The organism is Pseudomonas sp. TNT3, from assembly GCF_010095445.2.
Classification (GTDB): domain Bacteria; phylum Pseudomonadota; class Gammaproteobacteria; order Pseudomonadales; family Pseudomonadaceae; genus Aquipseudomonas.
Map to the genome: position 1 here is coordinate 95,228 of NZ_WFGV02000006.1, position 16,158 is coordinate 111,385.

The window sequence follows — 16,158 nt, forward strand, 5'->3', positions numbered from 1 at the left end:
AAAAATTATTTAAAAAAGTGCTTGCCAGAGGTTGGGTCGCTCCGTAGAATGCGCGCCACACCGAACGTGAAGGGTGATTAGCTCAGCTGGGAGAGCGTCTGCCTTACAAGCAGAATGTCGGCGGTTCGATCCCGTCATCACCCACCATTCGCATTCAGTGTTACGCGCAGCGGTAGTTCAGTCGGTTAGAATACCGGCCTGTCACGCCGGGGGTCGCGGGTTCGAGTCCCGTCCGCTGCGCCATATTCGGTAACCTGGAACGCTGAACGCCAGGTCACCACGGAAAAGCCCGCTTACGCGGGTTTTTTTCTGTCCGTAGTTCCTGCAGGATGTGTGAAGTTTCAGATTTTCAGATTTTATTTGAAAAATATTTCAATTAAATCAACATGTTATGAAAATCTGTGGCATAATGCGCCCCGCAACGAAGGTAAAGGGTGATTAGCTCAGCTGGGAGAGCGTCTGCCTTACAAGCAGAATGTCGGCGGTTCGATCCCGTCATCACCCACCATTACTTTCATTGTTACGCGCAGCGGTAGTTCAGTCGGTTAGAATACCGGCCTGTCACGCCGGGGGTCGCGGGTTCGAGTCCCGTCCGCTGCGCCATATTCGGTAACCTGGAACGCTGAACGCCAGGTAACCACGGAAAAGCCCGCTTAAAGCGGGCTTTTTTTTGTCCGGAATTTGGCATTTCAACCGCCAACTTTAATACCTCAGCGTGTGTCATCCGCTTCTATCGGAAGCAGATGACAGAAGCTTCATCCTCAGAATCCCGAAATGCGTTAAAACACCTGAACTTATCAGATGTTTCCTGCTCTCATGCCGGTAGCCATTGGTCGTGGCCGCCTGATAAGCTCGCGGCTTTACTCGATTGCCCTTTAGGCGCATGAACAAGGAAATAGCATGAAACAGCATCGGTTGGCGGCGGCGGTGGCCCTGGTTAGCCTGGTACTTGCGGGTTGTGACTCGCAAACCAGCGTAGAGCTGAAAACCCCGGCGCAAAAAGCTTCCTACGGGATTGGCCTGAACATGGGCAAAAGCCTGGCTCAGGAAGGCATGGATGATCTGGATTCCAAAGCCGTAGCTCAAGGCATCGAAGATGCCGTCGGCAAGAAAGAGCAAAAGCTGAAGGATGACGAACTGGTCGAAGCTTTTGCCGCACTGCAAAAGCGTGCTGAAGAGCGCATGGCCAAGATGAGCGAAGAGTCGGCAGCCGCTGGCAAGAAATTCCTCGAAGACAACGCCAAGAAAGCCGGCGTAACCACCACCGCTTCGGGTCTGCAGTACGAAGTGGTCAAGAAGGCCGATGGCGCACAGCCTAAGCCGACCGACGTAGTGACCGTTCACTACACCGGTACCCTGACTAACGGCACCGTTTTCGACAGCTCCGTCGAGCGTGGCAGCCCGATCGATCTGCCGGTTAGCGGTGTGATTCCAGGCTGGGTTGAAGGTCTGCAGCTGATGCATGTTGGCGAGAAGTACAAACTGTACATCCCTAGCGAACTCGCATACGGCGCGCAAAGCCCAAGCCCGGCGATTCCAGCCAATTCGGTGCTGGTATTCGACCTGGAACTGCTGGCGATAAAGGATCCAGCCAAGCAAGAAGACGCTGCCAAGTAATTTGCGTCTGCCTTGAAACAACGCCTCGCTCATGCGGGGCGTTGTTGCATCTGGCATTTGGCAAGGGTAAACAAAGCGAACGGATGCTGTAGGCTGAAGTCATAGGCTGTAAGGGCGTACGTGCTAGCCGCGCGAACTCGCCAAGTCAATGAAATATTGGGTTTTTTTATGTGAGTAAAAAACGCCCGATCTGAGTTCAGCCCTTATAAAACGGGGCTCTCAGCCGTGAAATGCAGCTCTGTTCACAAGGTTATCCACAATTTGTGTGGATAACATTTCAGCGGGAGGAATGATGAAAGCACCCTGGAATTTTGCTCGTTTCCTGCCACTGGCCGGGCGTTTGCTCGCACGAGGGCGTTTGCCGACCTTGTTGTTCGCTGTCGCCAGTAAAGGCGCGAGCCAAGGCAACCGGCTCGGCAAGCTCAAAGACGATCTCCGCCTGTTGCAGGCACTCTGTCTGGCCTACTGGCGCGGGGAGTACCGTGCCATCAGCCCGAAAGCATTGATTTCGGTGGTGGCGGGGTTGATGTATTTCCTCAGTCCGGTGGATGCGATTCCCGATTTCATACCGGTTTTCGGCATGCTCGATGACATTGCTGTGCTGGCCTGGTTAATGAAAGTCCTCGATGACGAGCTCAATGCCTTCCGCGCGTGGCGCAAGCGTCAATTGCCAGAGAAACTTGCTGTAGTCGAGCGGCTTCCGGATAACCCTGAACAACTTCAACTGCAAGGTCCGAAGAAAACCTGAGCCGATTCAAGTTCATCCTTATATTCAAACCCCCCGCGACCTTGGCCGCTGTTAGGATTACACTTCTAGGGAAAAGTGCCGACTCGCTAAGTGTCGTTGTCCTACGGGGAAGTCATGGATATTCAGATAATCACACGCGAAGGCGAGCCCGAGTATGCGGTTGTACCATGGGCTCAGTATCAGGCTTTATTGAAAGCAGCAGGCATTGATCAACAACCAAAGCGAGTCGCTCCGGAGCGTCCCGCGACAACGCCAGACCAGATTCTTCCCGGTCTGGATCAACTACGCAGTTTGCGCGAAGGAAAGGGCATCGCCATTGAGGCGCTGGCCCGCACGGTAGGCATCAGTCCGTCTTATCTGGCCTTGATTGAAAGTGGCGAGCGTCTACCCGACGCGGCGATTCGCCGAAGCCTGGCCTGGGAATTGACGGTGCCAGGTTGGAGGGATGAATCGTGAGCGTACGCATCAGTCGTCAACATTGGGACGGATTGCTGGGTGAACTGGATCAGGCACGCCGACAGCGACATCTGCTGACTTACCGCGCGTTGCTGGAGCGATTGCAGCTACCCACGCCGGCCATGCAAACCCTGACGGCTGCTCTCGAGCATCTGGCCGCGCTGGACGCCAAGGCCGAACAGCCTTTGCGCAGTTCGCTGGTGATCAGCCAGGGCGCCAGCCGCCTGCCCCGTACCGGTTTTTTCGAATGTGTGGAACGACTGGGACGTTTTTCCGGACCGTCCGATGGTGTCGCCGCTGCGTCTTGGCACGCGTCAGAAGTGGTTCGTGTGTTCGAATACGAATACCCCGAATCGGCGGAAGCCTGAGTGTTTTTAAAACTCAAGGCGCGGGCCGGATATTGGCTGGCCCGTCGGTTGTTTCACTGGTCATGGTTTGTTCGCCAGCCTCGAGGCTGGAGCTGGCTTGAAGGCCAGTTTGCGCGCATGGCCAATCTCGGCGACGTTGGCGCCCAGAGCTTCTATGGCCACATTCTGACGTTTCGTGGTGTGGGCCTTGGGGCTCGTGAAGAAGGTGTGAGATTGTTGCGCCTGGCAGCGTTGGCGGGCGATGGCAAGGCGGCGTATCAGGTGGGTGTGATCAGTCTGGCCGGAACGCTGGGCAAGGCGCCAGATCCAGTCGAGGCGGCACGATGGTGGAACCTGGCGGCAAAGGCGGGGCATCCGTTGGCAGAGATGAAGCTAAAAGAGCTGGCGTCCCGCGACTCCGGGGTTCCACCCTCGATCTGAGCTGAACTCATCGCTGGCCTACGCGCGCATCCTCAACCGGCACCGCCAGGCTATCAATCACATGCAAGCTATACCCCGGCACATTTTTTGCGTGATGCTTGGCTTGCGATGCCATCTCGGCCAACTGGCTGGCATCGAGTTGCTCGCAAGCCTCTGGGTACAAATGCACCACGCCAATCGACAGTGACAGCAATGCGAACTCCTGGCGTAAACCCTGACGGTTCGGGCCGATGAAACAACCGGCTTCCAGGTGCTCGCTACGGTAAAAGCGCCGGCACTGACTTTGGAAGTCGTCCAGCAACTGGTTCAAACGCTTGCGCCAGTCCTCCGGCCCGAGCACCAGCAGGAAGTCGTCACCGCCGATATGCCCGACAAAGTCGCGGGATGGGTCGACGCGATCATTCAGGCATTGCGCCAGGCACAGCAGTACTTCGTCGCCACGCCCGTAGCCGTAAATGTCGTTGAACGGTTTGAAGCTGTCGATATCGACGTAGCAGATCACCGATTCCCGTTTCTGTTGCAGCAGGCGCGTCAGGCATTGCTGGATCGGCACGTTCCCCGGTAACAGCGTAAGAGGATTGGCGTAGCGGGCCTGCTGGATCTTCAGTTCGGTAATCAGCTTGAGCACATCGATCACCCGTCCCAGTCCCAGGTATTCGCCGTTGAGGGTGATGATGAAGTCCTCCTCGATTCGCTGCCGCGCACGGCTGGTGATGAGGCGACTGACCTGCTGCAAGGATTGGCTCATCTCGACCGCGAGAAAATCGTCACTCATCAAGCGGCTGATCGGCTTGCGGGCAAAAAGATCGGTGGCGAAGGGCTTGAGGAGCACGTCCGACAGCGAATGCCGATGGACGATGCCGCAAGGCTGGCCTCGCTCGTCCAGCACCGCCAGGGAGTTCAGGTTGGCCTGGCGACGAAACGCTTCCAGTACGGTAGCGGTCGGCGTTTCCCGGGGCACGGCCGCCTGATCATTGAGCAGGGCGCTCAGGTCACTGCCTTCTTCACTCAGCACCAATGCATTGCTGTCGTGCCTGGGCATCAGGTTTCGGGCTTCCCGTGGGGGATGTTCTTGAGGACGGCAGAGCAAATACCCCTGCACCAGATCAACGCCCATTTCGGTGAGCACCGCCAGCTCTTCCGGTAGCTCAATCCCTTCGGCAATGACCTGGGCACGTGAGGCCTTGGCGATTTGCAGGATCGAACCGACGAACTCACGTTTGAGCGCATCCTGATGGATACCATCGATGAAATGTCGGTCGATCTTCACGTAATCCGGTCGCAATTCCGACCAGAGCCGCAAGCTCGAATAACCCGCTCCCAAATCGTCCAGCGCAATGGAAAACCCCATTGCACGGTAGTGATGGAGCGCGGTTTGCAGCAGCTGAAAATCATCGGTCGGAGTTTGTTCAGTGAGTTCAATCACTACCTGGCTGGGGGCAATCCCGAAATCCTCCAGCAGCTGTAACGTCCGTCCGGGCTGGTGGGCGGCTTCGAGCAAGGATTCCGGCGAGACGTTCAGGAATAGTTTGCCAGGCAGTTGCTGTTCGTTGAAACGACGGCAAGCACTTTTGCGGCAGGCCATTTCCAGTTCACTCAGGCGAGCGGCCTGGCGGGCAACGGCGAACAGTGCGATCGGGGAGTGCAGCGGACTGTTGGAGGGGCCACGGCTGAGGGCTTCGTAGCCGATGATGCGTCGTTCCGAGAGCGAGATGATCGGCTGGAACAGGCTGTGTAACCCGCCTTGAGTCAGTATTGAGCTCAGTGCGGTCAGCTGTTCTGTCGTGGTCATGGCAATCTCTGGCGATAAAAAAAGGACCGGGCGGGCTCTTGGTATAGAGCCCGCCCGGTCCTTTATTTCACGACAGAATGATGACTGTTTGATGACGCTCCGTAGAGCGTCGCCGTTAAATTGCCATCATCTTAGTGCTTGGCCACCGCCGTGTTGAGCTTCAGGTAGTCCAAAAGAATACGACCGGTCTCGCTCAGGTAAGCATCGTCTTCCGGTTTGGTCTTGTCCGGCTCAGCCGCAATGGCGTCTTCGTCTTCTTTCTTCAGCTCTTTGAGCGGTTCTTCGCCTTTGGCCTTGCGACGGATATTCTCCATCACCAGCTGTTTGGCTTCGATGTCCGCATGTTGCGCACGACGCTCGGCTTCGTTCAGGCTGACGGTTTTTTCTTCCATCAGCTTCTGGGCCAGAGCCAGCTTGTCGCGGATGAAGACAAATTCAGCATCCTTGGCCGTACGCACGTCATGCTCGGACTTGAGCTGCGTAATGTAAGGTTTGAAGGGGTCAACCGCAGGCTTGATGGCGGCCTTGATGGTGTCCCATGGCATGGCTTCAGGCAGCGCGCTTTCGCCGATTTCCTTGGTGTCGATAATCGACGGGTAATCGATGTCCGGCAGTACGCCCTGATGCTGGGTGCTCTGGCCGGAAACCCGATAGAACTTGGCCAGGGTCAATTTCAACTCGCCGTGATTCAGAGGCTGAATGGTCTGTACCGTGCCTTTGCCGAAAGTCTGGCCGCCAATGATCAGCGCGCGATGGTAGTCCTGCATGGCGCCGGCAAAAATCTCCGAAGCCGAAGCAGACAAGCGGTTGACCAACAGCGCCATCGGGCCTTTGTAGAACGCGCCCGGGTTTTCATCTTCCAGCACATCGACCCGGCCATCGGCGTTACGCACGAGAACGGTGGGACCTTTGTCGATAAACAGACTCGTCAGCTCGGTGGCTTCCTGCAGGGAACCGCCGCCGTTGTTGCGCAAGTCGATGACCACGCCGTCGACCTTCTCTTTCTGCAACTCGGTCAGCAGCTTCTTGACGTCGCGAGTGGTGCTCTTGTAGTCAGGATCGCCGGCACGGAAGGCCTTGAAGTCCAGATAGAAGGCCGGGATCTCGATGACGCCGAGCTTGTAGTCCTTGCCATCCTGCTTGAGGTTGAGGACCGACTTCTTGACCGCCTGGTCTTCAAGCTTCACCGCTTCGCGAGTAATCGGGACAATCTTGCTGGTCTGGTCGTTTGGCGCATTGCTGGCCGGGATCACTTCCAGGCGCACGATAGTGCCCTTCGGACCGCGGATCAGCTTGACCACTTCATCCAGACGCCAGCCAACCACGTCAACTATCTCTTTGTTGCCTTGGGCAACGCCGATGATCTTGTCGGCCGGCGCGACCATTTTGGTTTTGTCGGCAGGGCCTGCTGGCACCAGACGCACGACTTTCACCTGGTCGTTGTCGCTCTGCAACACGGCGCCGATGCCCTCAAGGGACAGACTCATGTTGATATCGAAGTTCTCCGCATTATCTGGCGACAGATAGTTGGTGTGCGGGTCGTAGGACATGGCGAAGGTATTGATGTACGCCTGGAAGATGTCTTCCGCGCGGGTCTGGTCAAGTCGCGCCAGTTGATTCTTGTAGCGCTTGGTCAGGGTCTCCTGAATCTGCTTGGAGTCCTTGCCCGCGATCTTCTGCCGCAATACTTCGTCCTTGACGCGTTTGCGCCACAGGTCGTCGAGCTCTGCGGTGGATTTGAGCCAAGGCGCATCCTTGCGATCGATCAGCAAGGTTTCCTTGGTATTGAAGTCGATCTTGTCGACGCCCTTGTTCAGCTCGGCAAGGGCGAAGTCCAGACGCGATTTGACGCGGTCCAGGTAGCGCTTGTAGATGGTGAACCCGGCGTTGAGGTCGCCGCTTTTCAGGAAGTCGTCGAATTGTGTTTTCCACTTGTCGAATTCGGCGATGTCGCTGGCCATGAAGTAGCTGCGCGACGGATCCAGCAGCTTGAGGTAGCTGTCGTAGATAATCACCGAGCGCGCGTCATCGAGCGGCGGCTTGCTGTAGTGATGGCGCTTGAGCAATTCGACAACGTTCAGGCTCGCGATCACTTCGTCACGATCTGGCTGAAGCTTGTCCCAGCTGTTGGCTGCGAATGTATTGCTCGACATCGGCATCAAGCCGATCCCGATAAATAGGGCTAGGGCGGTGCTGGGGAACAGATGCTTCATGCTGATTCGACGCGGGGACAATTGATCACGCATATTAGGCCGTCTTTGAAGTCGCCGGTTCCACAAAGGGCCGGTCACATAATGCAAGAAAGCCCGACGCTACAGCTACGGGCTCAGTCCAGACTCACTATGGAGGCACTGTGAAAGCATTGCAAGGCGTTGAAGGTCAAGTGGAGTGGGCGCATGAGCCGAGTCCTACGTGTGATGTAGGACAAGTTCGCATCCGAGTGGCGGCAGCGGGCCTCAATCGCGCCGATTTGTTGCAGAAGGCGGGTCTGTATCCGCCACCACCGGGAGCCAGTCAGGTGCTGGGTCTGGAGTGTTCCGGAGTGATCAGCGAGGTTGGCCCGGGCTCGTCCTGGCAGGTGGGAGATCGCGTTTGCGCCTTGCTGGCCGGGGGTGGCATGGCCGAGGAGGTGGTAGTCGACGGACGGCATGTGCTGCCGGTTCCTGAAGGTCTGTCCCTGGTCGAAGCCGCAGCGTTGCCCGAAGTCTATGCGACCGTTTGGCTGAATTTGTTTCAGCTGGCCGGGCTAAAACCCGGTGAGAAAGTTCTGCTGCACGCCGGCGCAAGTGGAATCGGTTCAGCCGCTATTCAGCTTTGCAAGGCGTTTGGTAATCCGTGTTGGGTCAGCGTCGGTTCTGCCGAGCGTTTGGCTTACTGCGAAGCGCTGGGTGCGCAGGGCGGCGTCGTACGCACGGGGGAACTGGACAGCTTGAATGACCTGGGGCCGTTCGACGTGATTCTTGATCCGGTCGGGGGCAACTATGCCGCGCTGAACCTCAAGCTGCTGGCCCGGGATGGTCGTTGGGTGCTGATCGGCTTGATGGGTGGCCGCGAGGCGAAGCTTGATCTGGCGCAGGTGCTGGCCAAGCGCGTGCAATTACTGGGTTCGACCTTGCGTGCCCGGGACGATCAGTTCAAGGCTGATCTGTTCAGTGATCTCAGCCAGCATGTCTGGCCGCTATTCGCCGAAGGTCGGTTGAGCCCGCAGCTGGCGAAGACGTTCAAGATCAAGGATGCCGAAGCGGCGTTTGCCGAATTGGCGACCAATAAGGTGGCGGGGAAGCTGGTGTTGGTCATCGACGAAAGTCTGGCGTGAAGCCTGGTCCGGCGCAATCCTTGTGGGAGCGTGGCTTGCCCGCGATTCAGGCGGCGCGGTGTGTCAGGCAAACCGCGTTATCGTTCATCGCGGGCAAGCCACGCTCCCACAGGGGATCTCGGTTACTTCCAGTTATGGATTGGCCAGCCAGCCTTCTCGGCATGTTCGAGCAGTACCGGGTCCGGATTCACAACGTGTGGGAAATCTACCTTCAGCAGCAACGGCAAATCGTTGCGTGAGTCCGAATAGAAACTCGCGCCTTCGAGATTTTCCTCCTCTGCATCCAGCCATTCCAGCAAGCGCGTGATTTTGCCTTCGCGGTAGGTCAGGGTGCCGACGGTTTGGCCGCTGTACACCCCGTGTACCACTTCCAGCTCGATGCCAAGTATCTCGTCGATGCCCAGGCGATCGGCAATCGGTCTGACCAGGTGCGTGCCCGAGGCCGAGATCACCAGAATCCGGTCGCCAGCCTTGCGATGGGCGGCGATGGTTTTGGTGGCGTCACTGAAGATGATCGGCTCGATAAAGTCTTCCACCCACGGCCCGACCAAATGATCGATCTCTTCAGGTGTACGCCCGATCATGGGTTCCAGGCTGAAGGTCATGTAGTCCTCCATCCGTAATTTCCCGTGACTGTAGGCGTCCATCAGTTCGTTGTTCTGACGCATGAACGACTCGGGATCGACCCATCCCAGGCGGCCCATTTGCTCGCTCCAGAGGGTGGCGCAGTCGCCATGGATCAGGGTTTCGTCCAGATCAAAAATTGCCAGGGCCATCAGTGCAGTTCTCTCTTCAACGTCAGCAAAGGCATCAGGCTACCTCACACAGGGCCGTCGGATCGATGGAAAGCGCCAGGCGCTGACCGTCGGGATGCAGATCGGCCGCCGAGCGGTTCAGCACATCGACCACCAGTTCCACGCCCCGGGTTTCAACCCGGTAGCGAATCACGTTACCCAACAGGCTATGGCTTCGAACCTGCGCATCGAGCTCGCCGTTGAGGCTCAGCTCGATGGCTTCCGGGCGAATCGCGATGCGTCCGGTCACCGGCCGTTGCAGCAGCTTCGAAGCATTGTCGGCATCCAGCAGGTTGTAGTTGCCGATGAAGCCGGCGGCGAAGGCATCGACCGGCGCGGTATACAGCGTTTCGGCGTCGCCGCTTTGTACGATTTTTCCCTGATTCATCAGGAAAATGCGGTCAGACATTGTCAGTGCTTCTTCCTGATCGTGTGTGACAAAAATGGTGGTCAAGCCGAGCTCACGCTGAATCTGACGGATCTGTTCGCGCAGGTGTTTGCGGATCCGCGCATCCAAGGCTGATAACGGTTCATCCAGCAACAACAGGCGTGGCCGTGTAACGAGGGACCGGGCGAGGGCGACACGCTGGCACTGTCCGCCGGACAGCTGATGCGGATAGCGCGCGGCGAAGTCGTTGAGCTCCACCAGCTTGAGCACTTCGGCCACCCGCTTGTGGCTGTCATCGGAATTGACTTTCTGCATGCGCAAACCGAACGCCACGTTTTGCTCGACAGTCATGTTCGGAAACAGCGCATAACTCTGGAATACCATGCCGATCCCGCGCTTTTGCGGGCTCAACGGCACAAGATCCTGACCATCGAGGAAAATCTTTCCGCCATCGACCGAGGTCAGTCCCGCAATGCAGCGCAGCAACGTGGACTTGCCGCAGCCGGAAGGGCCGAGGAGGGTGACGAATTCACCTTTGTGGATCTCGCAGTTGATGTCGCTGAACACTGGGGTGCCGGCTTGCTTCAATGAGGGGTAGCTTTTCTGAAGATGTTGGACGCTCACATAGCTCATTCGCTTTTGTCCCTGTTCAAAATGTTGGCCGCCCAGGTCAGAACCAGCACGAAGAAAAAGTAGGAAATTACCAGCGCACTGGTGAAGTGGCCGCTGCTGTTACGCATGTTGTTGAGGTAAACCTGCAAGGTTTCATAGCGGGTGCCGACGAGGATGTTGGCAAACACGAACTCACCGAACAGGAATGAGAACGACAGCAGCAGCGCTACCATCAGCCCTTTACGCAAATTCGGCAGCACCACCAGAAAAGCGGCTTGCCATGTGCTGGCGCCCAGCAGTTGGGCCGCGTCCATCAAGTCGCGCAGATTGATCGCTTGCAGGTTGTTGGTGATCGCGCGGTACATGAAAGGCAATGCCACGGTGAAGTAACAGCCAATCAGAATCCACGGCGTACCGACCATGGCGAACGGTCCGGAACCGTAGAGCTGCAACAGTCCTACCGAGGACACCACAGGCGGCACCGCAAAGGGCAGCAGGATCAGAATGTTCATCAGCGCGTCGAGCTTCGGGAAGTGGTAATGCACCACGAACAGCAGCGGCAGAATCAGTACCACCGACAGAATCAACGCCCCGACGCACACCAGCAGCGACTGCCCGAACGCATTCAGGAATCGTGGGTCGCTCCACAGTTGCACATACCATTTGAACGTGAAACCGCTGGGTAAAATCGTTGCCGACCAACTGCTGGCGATCGAGTAGATCAGCGTTCCGAGCAGCGGCAGCAGCAGAATGGCAAACAACAGGTACACCACGACGCGGTGATAGACACCGACGGGCCCCAATTCAGCGCGAGACATGGTAGCTCCTCTTCAACAGCAGCTGATGCACGATGGTCACCAGGGTCATCAACGCGACGAGCACGACGGCCAACGCACTGGCCATGTTCGGGTCGAGGGAAATGTCGCCGGAAACCATTGCCGCGATGCGGATCGGCAGCACGTTGAAGTTGCCGGTCGTCAGTGCATACACCGTGGCGTAGGCGCCGAGCGCGTTAGCCAACAGGATTACGAAGGTGCCGAGTAGCGCGGGGGTCAGCACCGGCAAACCGATGTGGCGCCAGAATTGCCAACCGTTGGCGCCGAGCAACGCGGCGGATTCTCGCCAGTCTTCGCGCAGGGCATCAAACGCCGGGTACAGCAGCAACACCCCCAGCGGAATCTGGAAGTAGGTGTAAAGGATGATCAGCCCGGTTTTCGAGTACAGGTTGAAATCCTGAATGATCCCTGCTTGTTTCAGCATGATGGTGAAGCTGCCGTTGAAACCGAGCAGGATGATGAAAGCAAAGGCCAGGGGCACACCGGCAAAGTTGCTGGTCATGTTGGCAAAGGCATTCACGAAGTTGCGCAGTTTCGAATCGACCCGACGCAGGGAATAGGCCCCGAGCACCGCGATGATGATGCCGAATACGCTGGACCAGAAACTGATCTCGAGGCTGTACTGGATCGCTTGTAAATAAAACTTCGAATTGAAGATTTTTGTGAAGTTGGCCAGGCCCCAACCGAACTCTTCCGACTGCAGGCTGTTGATCATCACCCAGAACAGCGGGGCGATCTGAAAGACGATAAAGAACAAGGCGAAAGGGATAAGGCACAACGCTGCCAACCATTTGCCGCGGGTCATGGCGTTCACTTGAACAGCTCCCGGCAAACAGGTTTGTCGTGGGCTACGCCGAGCAGTTCGCAAACAGTGCCGCAGATGTCCGTCTGTTTAGGCGTGGCGTCGGCATTCAAACTGAAGGCGTCACCGAGGACGAACAGTGGCACTTCACGCTCTTGCGGCAGCAGGCCATTGTGGGATCGGTCGTTGTTCATGCCGTGGTCGGCGGTCACCAGCACCTGGTAATCGGCATCGAGCCAGCCTTGCAGGTAATCAGCCAGGATGATGTCGGCGGAGCGAGCGCTGTTTCGGTATTGCGGGGTGTCGAGGCCGTGTTTGTGCCCGGCGTCATCAATGTTCATGGGGTGCACCAGAAGGAAGTTTGGCGCATGACGCAGGCGCAGGTTTTCGGCGTCTGCGAACAGGTGCGAATCCGGATAATGATCGCTCCAGTAGAAGTGACCGTGCTGGATCGGCAGATCGGCGTCGTCAGTGTGACGGTCCCGTGCGGCCACGAAGGGCGAGCGGTTATAGAGCTCGCTGACCCAGTGATACGCCGCGGCGGCAGTTTTAAGACCCGCGTCGGTGGCGTAGTGATAGATGCTGCGCTGATTGGACAGGCGCGAAACGTTGTTGTGGACGATGCCACTGTCGATCGGGGTAACGCCGGTCAGGATGCATTCGTAAAGTGGTCGGGACAGGGCCGGCAATTCGCACTCCAGCTTGTAGAGCGCTGCGCGTCCCGCGCCGACATAGGCCTGCAGGTGCCCCATCGCATGGCGTGCGACTTCATAGTTGAGGCCGTCAAGCACGACAAGGATGACGTTGTGCTTCATAGGGGGCGAAGCTCCTGTGGTTTCGTCGAAAACCTGTAGCAGCAAGGCTTGCCCGCGATGGCATCACCTTGGTCATCAAACAGACCGGGTTGCGGACTGCGTTGCGGACCGAGTTGCAGACCGTGTTGGCTGCATCGCGAGCAAGCTTTGCTCCTGCAGATGCAGGATTACTGCATATTGATAATGACTTCTTCCTGCCACTTCTGCGGCAAGCCTTTGGAGGTCTTCTCCCAGGCATCCGCGTCCTTGATTGGTGTCACGCCTTTGTACTGCTCGTTTGGCAGCAGCTGGGCTTTGACGTCGTCAGGCAGTTTCACGTGCTCGGCGCGGATCGGACGGGCGTTGCCGCGGGCCAGGTTGATCTGGCCCGCATCGCTGAAGATGTATTCGCGGGTCAGCTTGGCGGCGTTCGGATTCTTGGCGTACTTGTTGATGATGGTGGTGTAGCCGGAAATTACCGAGCCATCCGACGGAATCAACACGATGTAGTCATCCGGGTTGGCCATCTTGGCCTTGTAGCTCAAGCCGTTGAAATCCCAGACCACGCCCACTTCGACCTCACCCTTTTCCATGGTGGCAATCGTCGGGTTGGCCATCGACAAACGACCTTGCTTGGCGATGTCCGAGAACAGCAACAGGGCAGGCTGGATATTTTTTTCATCACCACCGTTGGCCAGTGCTGCGGCCAGAACACCGTTGGCAGCCTGGGCAGCGGTACTCACGTCACCGATGGATACTTTGTATTTGCCCGTCTTGAGGTCGGCCCACTTGGTCGGTGCCTCAGAACCATGCAGCAGCTTCTTGTTGACGATAAAAGCAATGGTGCCGGTGTAGGCCAATGCCCAGTTACCGTCCTTGTCCTTGGCCCAATCCGGAACCTGATCCCAGGTACTTGGCTTGTAGGGTTGCACTACACCTTGCTTCACGGCGATAGGGCCGAAGGCAGCACCGACGTCGCCGATATCCGCGCTGGCGTTGTCTTTTTCCGCAGCAAACTTGGCAATTTCCTGCGCCGAGCTCATGTCGGTGTCGATGTGTTTCAGTCCGTAGTTTTTGGCCAGGTCATCCCAAGTGCCTTTCCAGTTTGCCCAGTTGTCGGGCATGCCTAAGCTATTGACCGCACCTTCCGCTTTCGCTGCGGCTTCCAGGGTTTTCAAATCATCAGTTGCCATGGCAGCGGTGCACATGGCAATGGTCGAGCCTAACAGTGATGCCAGGAAAAGCTTTTTCATCCGAAGCTCCTTTGGGCGTTTTCAACGCTGCGATTGCGGTTATGTTGGTCTAGGTCAGCAATACCTGAGCCAATCTAGGCGTCCTGGATGACATTTTGATGTCGACGAGCCAGCGGCCTGATTTTGGTGCGAGGTAATACTCTGGGTGCGAGATAAGCGTAGACCATGGCTAAAGGGCTGATATGAAAGGACTTGGCCATGATATTGCACGCCGCTGATCTAACCGTTCGGCGGCTTTGTCATCTGCCAGTCATCTGCAGTGCCTAGGCTTGTCAGGAAAATAATGAGCCGATTTGATCGTGGTTCTGCCCCGAGACAGTGCTGGTCTAGTCCAGATAGGTAACGTTGATGCGCATCGAGACAACAAAGGCGGTGACAGCCATCGGCCAGGTGCTTCAGGATCAACTCGATCATGGGTTGCTGGCGCAAGGCAGCAAACTACCGGCCGAGCGCAAGCTCAGTGAGCTGTTCGGGACTACGCGAATCACTGTGCGTGAAGCGTTGTTGCAGCTGGAGGCTCAAGGCCAGATCTATCGGGAAGAGCGCCGGGGCTGGTTCGTCTCGCCTCCGCGGCTGGCTTATAACCTGATGCAGCGCAGTCATTTTCACGCGATGGTGAGTGCCCAAGGGCGAGTGCCGTCAACCGAAGTGATTTCTGCAAGGCTGCAGCCGGCCTCTGCGGCGGTCTGTGCCTGGTTACAGTTGCCGGCGTTGTCGAGCGTGATTCAGATTTGCCGGGCGCGACGAATTGATGAGCGTCTGGTGCTGTATGTCGAACACTATTTGAACCCGCAGTTCTTTCCGGGGATTCTTGATTTCGATCTGAACCAGTCAATTACTGAGCTCTACGCGCGTCATTACGACCTGCACTACGGCCGGGTACGCTTCGAGATCGTGCCGACAGCGTTGTCGGTGGATGCGGCGGCTGCCTTAAGGGTGTCGGTGGGCAGTCCGGGCTTGCGCATTGCCAGGGTCAACTATGATCAGCATGGGCGGCTGATCGATTGCGACCTGGAGTTCTGGCGGCATGACGCGATTCATGTCGGCGTCGATGTGGTTTAAATGGGGCAGCCTCCTTGCTGCGTCCTTGAAGTCTTACCCGAAGCGATAAATGTCCATGCCCAGGGCGCCCAGGGTGAAACCTTTATGGCTCACGCTGAAGTCACCGCCGGCGCCGCGGGCGAAGAACAGCGGTAACAAATGTTCATCACTCGGATGGTTGCGCGCAGCATTTGGCGCTTGCTGGCGATAGTCGTGCAGCGCAGTTTCATCGTTCGTCTCGAGCTTCTCGATCATCCAGTCACGAAAAGCCCTGGCCCACGGCTCGACACTGTCCGGACCGGCATGCCAGTCAAGCTCACGCAAGTTATGGGTAATGCTGCCTGATCCAATCAGCAGCACGCCGTGTTCGCGCAGGCTGGAGAGGGCGTGACCGACTCGGGTTTGCAGGGCGGGGCCGCCACGGGTGGGTAACGAGACCTGGATCACCGGAATATCCGCCTGTGGGTACATCAACGACAGTGGTACCCAGACGCCATGGTCGAATGGCCGCTCAGCATCGATGCGTGCGGGGAGGCCATGGGACACCAGTAATTGGGCGACCTCTTGCGCCAGTTGCGGATCCCCGGGAGCCGGATATTGCACTTCGAACAAGGCCTTGGGGAAGCCGCCGAAGTCATGCCAGGTCTCAGGCTGAGCAGCGCCACCCACCAGCAACTCGTTGCTTTCCCAATGCGCCGATACAATCACGATGGCTTTTGGCCTTGGCATCTCAGCGGCAAGCCGCGCCAGGGCCGGGCCGCTAGCGCCTGGTTCCAACGCCAACATGGGAGAACCATGGGATATATAGAGGCTGGGGAACATGGATGAGCTCCTGAGAGTTAAGATGGGCCATCTTCAGTCAGATCATCGATCTAAATCTAATATAAGTTTTAGGGTCTTTTGATCGAATAATCAGGATTA

The 16,158-nt window shown here is 57.3% G+C and carries 16 protein-coding genes and 4 tRNA genes; 11 read left to right on the top strand and 9 right to left on the bottom strand.

Annotated features, from left to right (window positions below; translation table 11 throughout):
- The first annotated feature begins 71 nt into the window (after window positions 1-71).
- From GBC55_RS05945 to GBC55_RS05985, 9 genes are all read left to right on the top strand, one after another.
- Window positions 72-147 (top strand) — tRNA-Val (locus tag GBC55_RS05945).
- A gap of 19 nt (window positions 148-166) precedes the next feature.
- Window positions 167-243: transfer RNA gene (locus GBC55_RS05950), tRNA-Asp, on the top strand.
- A 189-nt stretch (window positions 244-432) separates the two neighbouring features.
- Window positions 433-508, top strand: a tRNA-Val gene (locus GBC55_RS05955).
- A gap of 18 nt (window positions 509-526) precedes the next feature.
- Window positions 527-603 (top strand) — tRNA-Asp (locus tag GBC55_RS05960).
- A gap of 297 nt (window positions 604-900) precedes the next feature.
- The gene (locus GBC55_RS05965) at window positions 901-1,617 is read left to right on the top strand and encodes an FKBP-type peptidyl-prolyl cis-trans isomerase (RefSeq protein ID WP_162436363.1); all 717 of its coding nucleotides are present in this window, start codon (window positions 901-903) and stop codon (window positions 1,615-1,617) included.
- A gap of 292 nt (window positions 1,618-1,909) precedes the next feature.
- Entirely contained in the window at window positions 1,910-2,365 is a 456-nt protein-coding gene (locus GBC55_RS05970) for a YkvA family protein (RefSeq protein ID WP_162436362.1), read from the top strand.
- 114 nt (window positions 2,366-2,479) lie between these two features.
- Complete coding sequence (locus tag GBC55_RS05975; RefSeq protein WP_162436361.1) at window positions 2,480-2,821, top strand: helix-turn-helix transcriptional regulator; 342 nt, start codon at window positions 2,480-2,482, stop codon at window positions 2,819-2,821.
- On the top strand, window positions 2,818-3,189 hold the full coding sequence (locus GBC55_RS05980; RefSeq protein WP_003223109.1) for a hypothetical protein: 372 nt from the start codon (window positions 2,818-2,820) through the stop codon (window positions 3,187-3,189). The genes GBC55_RS05975 and GBC55_RS05980 overlap by 4 nt, the downstream gene beginning before the upstream one ends.
- Window positions 3,190-3,609: a sel1 repeat family protein gene (locus GBC55_RS05985; protein WP_162436360.1), complete on the top strand. Its 420-nt coding sequence runs from the start codon at window positions 3,190-3,192 to the stop codon at window positions 3,607-3,609. It begins immediately after the preceding gene.
- Between the two features lie 7 nt (window positions 3,610-3,616).
- Here the strand turns inward: GBC55_RS05985 and GBC55_RS05990 are convergent, their stop codons facing one another.
- Together GBC55_RS05990 and GBC55_RS05995 are read right to left on the bottom strand one after the other, a co-directional pair.
- Window positions 3,617-5,401 carry a bifunctional diguanylate cyclase/phosphodiesterase gene (locus GBC55_RS05990; RefSeq protein WP_162436359.1) on the bottom strand — a complete coding sequence of 595 codons (1,785 nt, stop codon included), beginning with the start codon at window positions 5,399-5,401 and terminating at the stop codon, window positions 3,617-3,619.
- Between the two features lie 131 nt (window positions 5,402-5,532).
- Window positions 5,533-7,614 (bottom strand): carboxy terminal-processing peptidase, encoded by a 2,082-nt coding sequence (locus GBC55_RS05995; protein ID WP_178114274.1) that lies wholly within the window; start codon window positions 7,612-7,614, stop codon window positions 5,533-5,535.
- A gap of 140 nt (window positions 7,615-7,754) precedes the next feature.
- Here GBC55_RS05995 and GBC55_RS06000 point away from each other — a divergent pair, with 140 nt between their 5' ends.
- Window positions 7,755-8,717, top strand: coding sequence for a zinc-binding dehydrogenase (locus GBC55_RS06000; protein ID WP_162436357.1), 963 nt, complete (start codon window positions 7,755-7,757; stop codon window positions 8,715-8,717).
- Between the two features lie 122 nt (window positions 8,718-8,839).
- On the opposite strand, the gene GBC55_RS06005 is transcribed toward GBC55_RS06000, so the two are convergent.
- From GBC55_RS06005 to GBC55_RS06030, 6 genes are all read right to left on the bottom strand, one after another.
- Window positions 8,840-9,493 (bottom strand): HAD family hydrolase, encoded by a 654-nt coding sequence (locus GBC55_RS06005; protein ID WP_162436356.1) that lies wholly within the window; start codon window positions 9,491-9,493, stop codon window positions 8,840-8,842.
- Window positions 9,494-9,527: 34 nt separating this feature from the next.
- Window positions 9,528-10,532: an ABC transporter ATP-binding protein gene (locus GBC55_RS06010; protein ID WP_162436355.1), complete on the bottom strand. Its 1,005-nt coding sequence runs from the start codon at window positions 10,530-10,532 to the stop codon at window positions 9,528-9,530.
- On the bottom strand, window positions 10,529-11,329 hold the full coding sequence (locus GBC55_RS06015) for an ABC transporter permease (RefSeq protein WP_162436354.1): 801 nt from the start codon (window positions 11,327-11,329) through the stop codon (window positions 10,529-10,531). Before GBC55_RS06015 ends, GBC55_RS06010 begins: the two co-directional genes overlap by 4 nt.
- A complete protein-coding gene (locus GBC55_RS06020) occupies window positions 11,316-12,152 on the bottom strand; it encodes an ABC transporter permease subunit (RefSeq protein ID WP_162436441.1) in 837 nt (278 codons plus the stop codon). The genes GBC55_RS06015 and GBC55_RS06020 overlap by 14 nt, the downstream gene beginning before the upstream one ends.
- Before the next feature lie 5 nt (window positions 12,153-12,157).
- Window positions 12,158-12,964 carry an alkaline phosphatase family protein gene (locus tag GBC55_RS06025; RefSeq protein ID WP_162436353.1) on the bottom strand — a complete coding sequence of 269 codons (807 nt, stop codon included), beginning with the start codon at window positions 12,962-12,964 and terminating at the stop codon, window positions 12,158-12,160.
- A gap of 167 nt (window positions 12,965-13,131) precedes the next feature.
- Window positions 13,132-14,196 carry an ABC transporter substrate-binding protein gene (locus tag GBC55_RS06030; protein WP_162436352.1) on the bottom strand — a complete coding sequence of 355 codons (1,065 nt, stop codon included), beginning with the start codon at window positions 14,194-14,196 and terminating at the stop codon, window positions 13,132-13,134.
- Between the two features lie 348 nt (window positions 14,197-14,544).
- On the opposite strand from GBC55_RS06030, the gene GBC55_RS06035 reads away from it, so the two are divergent.
- The gene (locus tag GBC55_RS06035) at window positions 14,545-15,258 is read left to right on the top strand and encodes a UTRA domain-containing protein (protein WP_162436351.1); all 714 of its coding nucleotides are present in this window, start codon (window positions 14,545-14,547) and stop codon (window positions 15,256-15,258) included.
- Window positions 15,259-15,291: 33 nt separating this feature from the next.
- Here GBC55_RS06035 and GBC55_RS06040 read toward each other — a convergent pair whose 3' ends face one another.
- Window positions 15,292-16,059, bottom strand: a complete 768-nt coding sequence (locus tag GBC55_RS06040) for a class III extradiol ring-cleavage dioxygenase (protein ID WP_162436350.1) — start codon at window positions 16,057-16,059, stop codon at window positions 15,292-15,294.
- Window positions 16,060-16,158: the final 99 nt, after the last annotated feature.

Coding starts and splice junctions, on each gene's coding strand:
- GBC55_RS05965 (WP_162436363.1), top strand. CDS start 901: ATGAAACAGCATCGGTTGGCGGCGGCGGTGGCCCTGGTTAGCCTGGTA.
- GBC55_RS05970 (WP_162436362.1), top strand. CDS start 1,910: ATGAAAGCACCCTGGAATTTTGCTCGTTTCCTGCCACTGGCCGGGCGT.
- GBC55_RS05975 (WP_162436361.1), top strand. CDS start 2,480: ATGGATATTCAGATAATCACACGCGAAGGCGAGCCCGAGTATGCGGTT.
- GBC55_RS05990 (WP_162436359.1), bottom strand. CDS start 5,401: ATGACCACGACAGAACAGCTGACCGCACTGAGCTCAATACTGACTCAA.
- GBC55_RS05995 (WP_178114274.1), bottom strand. CDS start 7,614: ATGAAGCATCTGTTCCCCAGCACCGCCCTAGCCCTATTTATCGGGATC.
- GBC55_RS06005 (WP_162436356.1), bottom strand. CDS start 9,493: ATGGCCCTGGCAATTTTTGATCTGGACGAAACCCTGATCCATGGCGAC.
- GBC55_RS06010 (WP_162436355.1), bottom strand. CDS start 10,532: ATGAGCTATGTGAGCGTCCAACATCTTCAGAAAAGCTACCCCTCATTG.
- GBC55_RS06015 (WP_162436354.1), bottom strand. CDS start 11,329: ATGTCTCGCGCTGAATTGGGGCCCGTCGGTGTCTATCACCGCGTCGTG.
- GBC55_RS06020 (WP_162436441.1), bottom strand. CDS start 12,152: ATGACCCGCGGCAAATGGTTGGCAGCGTTGTGCCTTATCCCTTTCGCC.
- GBC55_RS06025 (WP_162436353.1), bottom strand. CDS start 12,964: ATGAAGCACAACGTCATCCTTGTCGTGCTTGACGGCCTCAACTATGAA.
- GBC55_RS06030 (WP_162436352.1), bottom strand. CDS start 14,196: ATGAAAAAGCTTTTCCTGGCATCACTGTTAGGCTCGACCATTGCCATG.
- GBC55_RS06035 (WP_162436351.1), top strand. CDS start 14,545: ATGCGCATCGAGACAACAAAGGCGGTGACAGCCATCGGCCAGGTGCTT.
- GBC55_RS06040 (WP_162436350.1), bottom strand. CDS start 16,059: ATGTTCCCCAGCCTCTATATATCCCATGGTTCTCCCATGTTGGCGTTG.